This is a genomic window from Cupriavidus sp. 05T41 (assembly GCF_056396525.1).
The window spans coordinates 41,557-48,987 of sequence record NZ_JBFTLQ010000061.1; the positions used below are offsets into that span (position 1 = coordinate 41,557).

A 7,431-nucleotide genomic window follows, 5' to 3' on the forward strand; every position below is an offset into this window, starting at 1 on the left:
CCGGCGGGCGCCAGTTCTGGCGACAAGCAGGCTATGGATAGCGACGCATGCAGGAAGCCTTCATGCGTCGCGCGTCGCGCGGAGCGGCCTTCGGCGGTGGCCGGCGCTCCGTMACTTTTATATGGGCGGCAAAACMCGGTGGTGGCCACATCCGTGCGGCTTGGTGGCGAAACCGGCCACCAGGCAACCGCCGGACAGGCTACATCGTTGAAACCGCGCCCGGATCACAAAAAAATCCTGGCGAGACGCAAGCGGAACATCCCTGGCTCGGGGAGTGGCGCGTGCCGTACTTGCGCCACGCTAGCGCGTGAGCCGGGCGCAAACCAGATGCCCACCGGATGCTAACCGGGAACGAATGATACCTTGCGGCAAAGTCTTCCTGCTTAAAAACGGCGTCCGCAAGCCGTGACGCCAGGGACCGGACCGGGGGCCGCCCTCCTCGTCTTGCTCAGTGCGACAGCAGCCGGACGTCCCGCAAGCAACCCAGCAATACCTCGAACGCCGGCCCTATCTGCTCCTCCGGCACGCACGCATACCCGAGCAACAACCCCCGCTGCACCGCACTGCCCAGGAAATACCGAGACAGCGGCCGCACCAGGATGCCCCGGCGCCCGGCCTGCTCCGCAATGGCCACATCGTCCGCGCTGTCCGGCAGGCAGAGAACCAGGTGCAAGCCGGCATTGCTGCCGTAGCGGTGCAGCGCTTCGGGTCCCAGATAGCGCTCGATCAACCCGGCCAGGATGGCGCGGCGGCGGCCGTAGAGCAGCCGCATGCGGCGGATATGCGCGGCATAGTCGCCCGCCTGCATGAACTCGGCCACGGTGGCTTGCGTCATCAGGTGGCCGGCGCGGTACAGCTCGGAATGCGCGGTCTGGAAGGCGCCGGCCAGCGCGCGCGGCAATACCATGTAGCCCATGCGCAGCCCGGGGAACAGCGTCTTGCTGAACGTGCCGATATAGATCACCGGCGCATCCGGCTCCATGCCTTGCAGCGACGGGATTGGCTGGCCGGAGAAACGGAACTCGCTGTCATAGTCGTCCTCGACGATCCAGCTGCCCTGGCGCCGGGCGTATTCGAGCAGCGCGCGCCGCCGCGTCAGGCTCATGACGGCGCCGAGCGGATACTGGTGCGATGGCGTGACAAAGATAAAGCGCGGCGGCTGGCCTGCGTCCTTCCCCGCCGGAATCGTCAGCCCTTCCTCATCGACCGGGATCGGCATCATGTGGATGCCGTTCATCTGCAGCAAGCCGCGAATCCCCCAGTAGCTGGGCTCCTCCACCCAGGCGTGCTCGCCAGACATGCCGAGCATGCGGACCAGCAGGTCGATGCCCTGGTGAATGCCTTCGGTAATCAGCACCTGGGCGGCGTCGCATTGCACCGATCGCGCCACCCGCAGATGGGCCGCCACGGCTTCGCGCAAGGCGGGCAAGCCACCGCCATGGCAATAGCTGAGCCGCTCGGGCGGCGGATTGCGCCACAGGCGGGCGGCGATCTGCGCATAGCGCTGGTGCGGGAAACGCGTCACATCCGGCACGCCCGGCATGAAGGCGCCCCACTGCGATGGCGACGCCGAGGCATTGGCCAGCAATTCCACGCCGCGCGGCGACAGGCCCGGCATGGCCCGGGCCTGCGCGCTGCTGGCCTGGCTGGCCTTGGCATTGAGATAGGCCTCCGGCGCGGTGGCCGCCACGAAGGTGCCGCTGCCGGTACGGGCATGCACATAGCCCTCGGCCAGCAACTGCTCGTACGCAAACATCACGGTATTTCTCGACATGCCGAGCTCGGAGGCAAGGTCACGCGATGGCGGCAGACGGGTCTCGGGCCCCAGGCTGCCATCGAGGATGGCGCCGCGGATGCACTCGTAAAGACTGCGATTCAGCGGTTTCGCAAGGGCTGCGGGACCGTCCGGACCCAGGCGCTGAAGCAGCAAGTCGCCACAGATCGATCTCAATTGGCACCATCAGATATGGGAATGCGGTACTGGATTGTAGTGCCAAAGGAAGTTGAAATGCACTGCATCGTTGCGATCGCGATCGATCGACAGCCAGCGAAAACCCGCGAGAACCGCGCCCGGCCGGCAAGCGCCGCCCGGGCCATACCAAGCAACACGGAGAGCCCATGAAGAACCTCGAACTGAATCAGCGCCGCGCCCTTGCCACCCCCCGCGGCGTCGGCGTGATGTGCGACTTCTATGCAGACCGGGCGGAAAACGCCACGCTCTGGGATGTGGAAGGCCGCCAGTACACCGACTTTGCCTGTGGCATTGCCGTGCTCAATACCGGCCACCGCCATCCGCGCGTGATGCAGGCGGTGATCGCGCAGCTCGAGCGCTTCACGCATACCGCGTACCAGATCGTGCCCTACGAGAGCTACGTGGCGCTGGCCGAGCGCATCAACGCCCTGGTGCCGATCGATGGCCTGAAGAAKACCGCCCTCTTCACCACCGGCGCGGAGGCCGTGGAAAACGCGGTCAAGATCGCSCGCGCGCAYACYGGSCGCCCTGGCGTSATCGCSTTYTCGGGCGGCTTCCATGGCCGCACCCTGCTTGGCATGGCACTGACCGGCAAGGTGGCGCCGTACAAGGTCGGGTTCGGGCCGTTCCCGTCCGACATCTATCACGCGCCGTTCCCGTGCGACCTGCATGGCGTGAGCACCGAGCAATCCATCCAGGCGCTGGAGTCGCTGTTCAAGACGGATATCGACCCGCAGCGCGTGGCGGCCATCATCATCGAGCCGGTCCAGGGCGAAGGCGGCTTCCACCCGGCGCCGGTGGACTTCATGCAGAAGCTGCGCGCGCTGTGCGACAAGCACGGCATCCTGCTGATCGCCGATGAGGTGCAGACCGGTTTCGGCMGCACCGGCAAGCTCTTTGCCATGTCGCACTACCCGGYGGCGCCCGACMTCATCACCATGGCCAAGAGCCTGGCGGGCGGCATGCCGCTGTCGGCCGTGTGCGGCCGCGCCGCCATCATGGATGCGCCGCTGCCCGGCGGCCTGGGTGGCACCTACGCCGGCAACCCGCTGGCGGTGGCCGCCGCCCACGCGGTGATCGACGCCATTGAAGAAGAGCATCTATGCGACCGCGCCACCGCGCTCGGTGAGCAACTGAAGGCCGTGCTGCAGTACGCGAGCCACACCTGCCCGGTGATTGCCGACGTCCGCGGGCTTGGCTCCATGATCGCGGTGGAGTTCTACGATCCGGCCACCGGGCAGCCCAGCGCTGAGCTGGCCAAGCGGGTGCAGCAGCGCGCCATGGAGGCAGGGCTGATCCTGCTGACCTGCGGCACGTACGGCAACACCATCCGCTTCCTCTACCCCCTCACCATCCCGCAAGCCCAGTTCGACGCCGCACTGGTGGTGCTGACGAAGGTGCTGGCCGGCATCACCGCATAAAGGGAGACACCGTGGGAGACACCTTGAAATTGCAACGACCCGAGCTGCTGCGCAGCGCCTGCCTGATCGATGGCGAATGGACCGGCGCCGCCGGCGCCGCCGTATTGGTGGTGCGCAACCCGGCCACCCACGATGTGGTCGGCACCGTCCCGGGCTGCGGCGCCGCCGAAACMCGGCAAGCCGTGGAGGCCGCCGCGCGCGCGCTGCCGGCGTGGCGCGAGCTGACCGGCAAGGCCCGCGCCGCGGTGCTGCGCCGCTGGGCCGACCTGATGCTGGCGCACCAGGAAGACCTGGCGCAACTGATGACCGCCGAGCAGGGCAAGCCGCTGGCCGAAGCGCGTGGCGAAGTCGCCTACGCGGCCTCCTTCCTCGAATGGTTCGGCGAAGAAGCCAAGCGGGTGGACGGTGACGTACTGTCCAGCCCGCGCGCCGGCCAGAAGCTGCTGGTGCTGCGCCAGCCGATAGGTGTGTGCGCGGCGATCACGCCCTGGAACTTCCCMGCCGCCATGATCACGCGCAAGGCCGGCCCGGCGCTGGCCGCGGGCTGCACCATGATCGTGAAGCCCGCCGAACAGACCCCGCTGACGGCGCTGGCGCTGGCCGCGCTGGCCGAAGAAGCCGGCGTGCCCCGCGGCGTGCTGCAGGTCGTCACCGGCGACMCGGTCCAGATCGGCGGCGTCTTGTGCGAGAGCCCGGCCGTGCGCAAGCTGAGTTTCACCGGCTCCACCGCCATCGGCAAACTGCTGATGGCGCAATGCGCCGGCACGGTCAAGAAACTCTCGCTCGAACTCGGCGGCAATGCGCCGCTGATCGTGTTCGAGGACGCCGATCTCGACCGCGCGGTGGACGGCATCCTGGCTTCGAAATTCCGCAACAGCGGCCAGACCTGCGTCTGCGCCAACCGCATCTATGTGCACGACAACGTGTACGAGGAGGTGGCCAGCCGGCTGGTGCGCGCGGTGAGCGCCCTGCGTCCCGGGCACGGCATCGACAGCGGCGTCACGCAAGGGCCGCTGATCGATGCCAACGCCGTCGCCAAGGTGGAAAGCCATATCGCCGATGCGCTCGTCCATGGCGCACGGGTGCTGACGGGCGGCAAGCGCCATGCGCTTGGTGGCACCTTCTTCGAGCCCACGGTGGTGGCTGATGCCACCGCTGCCATGCGCGTCGCGCGCGAGGAAACGTTTGGCCCGTTGGCGCCCTTGTTCCGCTTCAAGGACGACCAGGAAGTCATCGCCATGGCCAACGACACCGAGTCCGGTCTTGCCGCTTACTTCTTCTCCAAGGACATGGCCCGCGTGTGGCGCGTGGCCGAGGCGCTGGAGTACGGCATGGTCGGCATCAATACGGGGCTGATCTCCAATGAGGTGGCACCGTTCGGTGGCGTCAAGCAATCCGGCCTCGGCCGCGAAGGCTCCAGCTACGGCATCGACGAGTACCTGGAGATGAAATACCTCTGCATGGAACTCGGCTGATCTACCGGCGCGAGCAACGCACAGGCCTGCGTGGACCGCCGGGAGGCGGTTCCATCAACAAATCCCGATTGGCTCTTATTTACGCGCCGGATGTTCCTTATGCTAGCCAGACCCAATGAGCCGGACCTTTTAACGCGATAAGGTCTTTCATTGCGGTAGCCATTCAACGAGGAGAAAGAAATGTCGAATACCGGTAGCGCGCTGCGTGAAGTCGATAGCCTGTTGGTGCCTGCCACCAATGCCACCAATGCCCCCGGCAAGCCGGCCGCGGACGAGCCGGGCAAGGTGCAGGAACGCCTGAAGAAGGCAAAGAAGAAAATCGCCGATGTGCAATACGTCGTCGTGGAAAAGAGCCGCCACACGGCGCGCGTCGCGGACGACTATGTGCATGAAAGCCCGTKGACGGCCATCGGCGTGGCGGCCGCTGTCGGCGTGCTGATCGGCTGGCTGATCGACCGACGATAGATCCCCGAGGCCAATCGCCAAGGTAGCCGCCCGGGTCGCCAACCACCGCGGCCCGGGACCCGGCCTTACAGCATTCCGCAGTCGCTCGATTCCGCGGTTTTTTGCATCATCAATTGCGGGTCCGGCACCTGGCTGATAGCGGACCACAACTCTTCGACCAGCGGCTTCGGACTGGCCACCGAACGGTACAGGCGGATGTCGAGGCTGGTCGCCCACGCGGCAGGCCCTGCCACCACCAGCTTGCCCTCTTTCAGCTCGTCGCTGACGCAGCTCTCCGGCAACCAGCCCACCCCGTGCCCGGCCACGACCATGGCCTTCAGGGCCTCCGACATATGGGTCTCGAAGCAGCGCTGCAGCCCGTAGGGCTCCGGCGCATTGAGCAGGATCATCTCGACCACGTTGCCAAGGAACGCGCCGGATGAATAGGCCATGAAAGGCAAGCGATTGGCGCTCGTGCCGGGCAGCCGGAAGATCGGCTGCCCTTGCTTGTCCGGTGCCGAGAACGGCAGGATCCGCTCGACGCCCAGCATCAGGAACGGGAAGCCGTTCGGGTMAAGCAGGATCGGCAGTTGCTGATGGTGGTAGCCCAGCAGGATGTCGCAATCGTCATCCACCAGTTGCTGCACGCCCTCCGGCACGTTCAYCGCATGCACGCAGGCACTCAACGAGCCGAAACGCTCGTGCAGGCACTTGAGCCAGTTTGGGAAGAAGGTAAAGACCAGGGTGTGCGCCACCGCGAAGCGGATAACCTGGCCACTCTCGGCAAGCGGCTGACGGCTGCTCAGCAGCGCGCGTGCGGCATAAGCGTCACGCAACAGGTCGGCGGCCAGCCGGCGGAACAGCCAGCCTGCCGTGGTCAGCGTTGCCGGATGCACGCTGCGGTCAACCAGGCTGACGCCAAGCCACTCCTCAAGGGCCATGATGCGTCGGCTGAACGCCGACTGGGTGATATGCCGGTCGCTTGCCGCGCGCGAAAAACTGCGCGTTTCAGCCAAGCACAGGAAGTCTTCAAGCCACTTGGTTTCCATAATGGAATGTACTCAACATCAGGGGGGACGCGCTGTCTATGGCACATCATACGGCAACGCGGCACTGCACAAATCGGTGGAAGCCCGGTAGCACGATGCAAATTTTGCGCGGCATTATGCTGAAATTGCAACATCCCTCCCCGGCCTCGCGCGGACAAGCGCAAGGTACCGGGTACTCGACTGGTGCACGCCTTCTACCCGCTTAGTACTTCCAGAAGATCTTCTGCAGTTCCTTGGTGTCGTTGGTCTTGGTCAGTGCCAGCGCCATCAGGATGCGGGCCTTCTGCGGCAGCTGGTCGTCCGTCACCAGCCAGTCGTACTTATCGTCCGGCTGCTCGGCGTTGCGGACCACCACGCCGCTGCCGGTGCGCGAGGCACGCACGATCTGCACGCCCTTGGCGCGCGCGGCCTTGAGCGGCTCGACCATGTAGTCGCCCACGCTGCCATTGCCGGTGGCCGCATAGACGATGGCCTTGGCGCCGTTCTTCACCGCCGCATCGATGCTGGCCGGATTGACGTTGCCGTAGGCGTACACCACGGCAACTTCAGGCAGCTTGTCGATCTTGTCGATGTCCCATTCGGTCTGCATGGTGTGCGGGCGCGCCGCCAGGCGGTAGTACAGCGTGCGGCCTTCCACCACGTAGCCCAGCGGGCCGAACGGCGAGCGGAAGGTCTCGATCTTGAAGGTATTGGTCTTGGTGACGTCGCGCCCGGTGTGGATCTCGTCGTTCAGCACGGCCAGCGTGCCCTTGCCACGCGATTCCGGGCTGGACGCCACCAGCACCGCGTCGTACAGGTTAAGCGCGCCGTCCGCGCCCAGCGCCGTGCCCGGACGCATCGATCCCACCACCACCACCGGCTTGTCGCTCTTGAGCGTGAGGTTGAGGAAGTAAGCGGTTTCCTCGATGGTGTCGGTGCCGTGGGTGATCACGATGCCATCCACGTCCGGCTGCTTGAGCAGCTCCGAGACGCGCTTGCCAAGCTTGAGCAGGCGCTCGTTGTTGAAGCTCTCCGAGCCGATCTGGAAGACCTGCTCGCCCTTGACGTTGGCGATCTTCGAGATCTCGGGC

Annotated in this window: 6 protein-coding genes; 3 read left to right on the forward strand and 3 right to left on the reverse strand. The window is 65.9% G+C overall.

Translation table 11 applies throughout. The annotated features are described in order from the left end of the window. Positions 1-448: 448 nt before the first annotated feature. Entirely contained in the window at positions 449-1,951 is a 1,503-nt protein-coding gene (gene pdxR, locus AC1DKV_RS28835) for a MocR-like pyridoxine biosynthesis transcription factor PdxR (RefSeq protein WP_441622170.1), read from the reverse strand. 167 nt (positions 1,952-2,118) lie between these two features. On the opposite strand from pdxR, the gene AC1DKV_RS28840 reads away from it, so the two are divergent. The 3 genes from AC1DKV_RS28840 (at position 2,119) to AC1DKV_RS28850 (ending at position 5,333) form a co-directional block, all read left to right on the forward strand. After that, positions 2,119-3,393 (forward strand): 4-aminobutyrate--2-oxoglutarate transaminase, encoded by a 1,275-nt coding sequence (locus tag AC1DKV_RS28840; protein WP_477138552.1) that lies wholly within the window; start codon positions 2,119-2,121, stop codon positions 3,391-3,393. Positions 3,394-3,416: 23 nt separating this feature from the next. Beyond that, positions 3,417-4,868 (forward strand): NAD-dependent succinate-semialdehyde dehydrogenase, encoded by a 1,452-nt coding sequence (locus AC1DKV_RS28845; RefSeq protein ID WP_477138553.1) that lies wholly within the window; start codon positions 3,417-3,419, stop codon positions 4,866-4,868. Positions 4,869-5,048: 180 nt separating this feature from the next. Continuing rightward, positions 5,049-5,333, forward strand: coding sequence for an ElaB/YgaM/YqjD family protein (locus AC1DKV_RS28850; protein WP_477138554.1), 285 nt, complete (start codon positions 5,049-5,051; stop codon positions 5,331-5,333). Positions 5,334-5,398: 65 nt separating this feature from the next. Here the strand turns inward: AC1DKV_RS28850 and AC1DKV_RS28855 are convergent, their stop codons facing one another. Together AC1DKV_RS28855 and AC1DKV_RS28860 are read right to left on the reverse strand one after the other, a co-directional pair. Then, positions 5,399-6,361, reverse strand: a complete 963-nt coding sequence (locus tag AC1DKV_RS28855; protein ID WP_477138555.1) for a LysR substrate-binding domain-containing protein — start codon at positions 6,359-6,361, stop codon at positions 5,399-5,401. A gap of 202 nt (positions 6,362-6,563) precedes the next feature. Next, positions 6,564-7,431 (reverse strand): asparaginase (locus tag AC1DKV_RS28860; protein ID WP_477138556.1); only part of this gene is annotated, 868 nt, incomplete at its 5' end.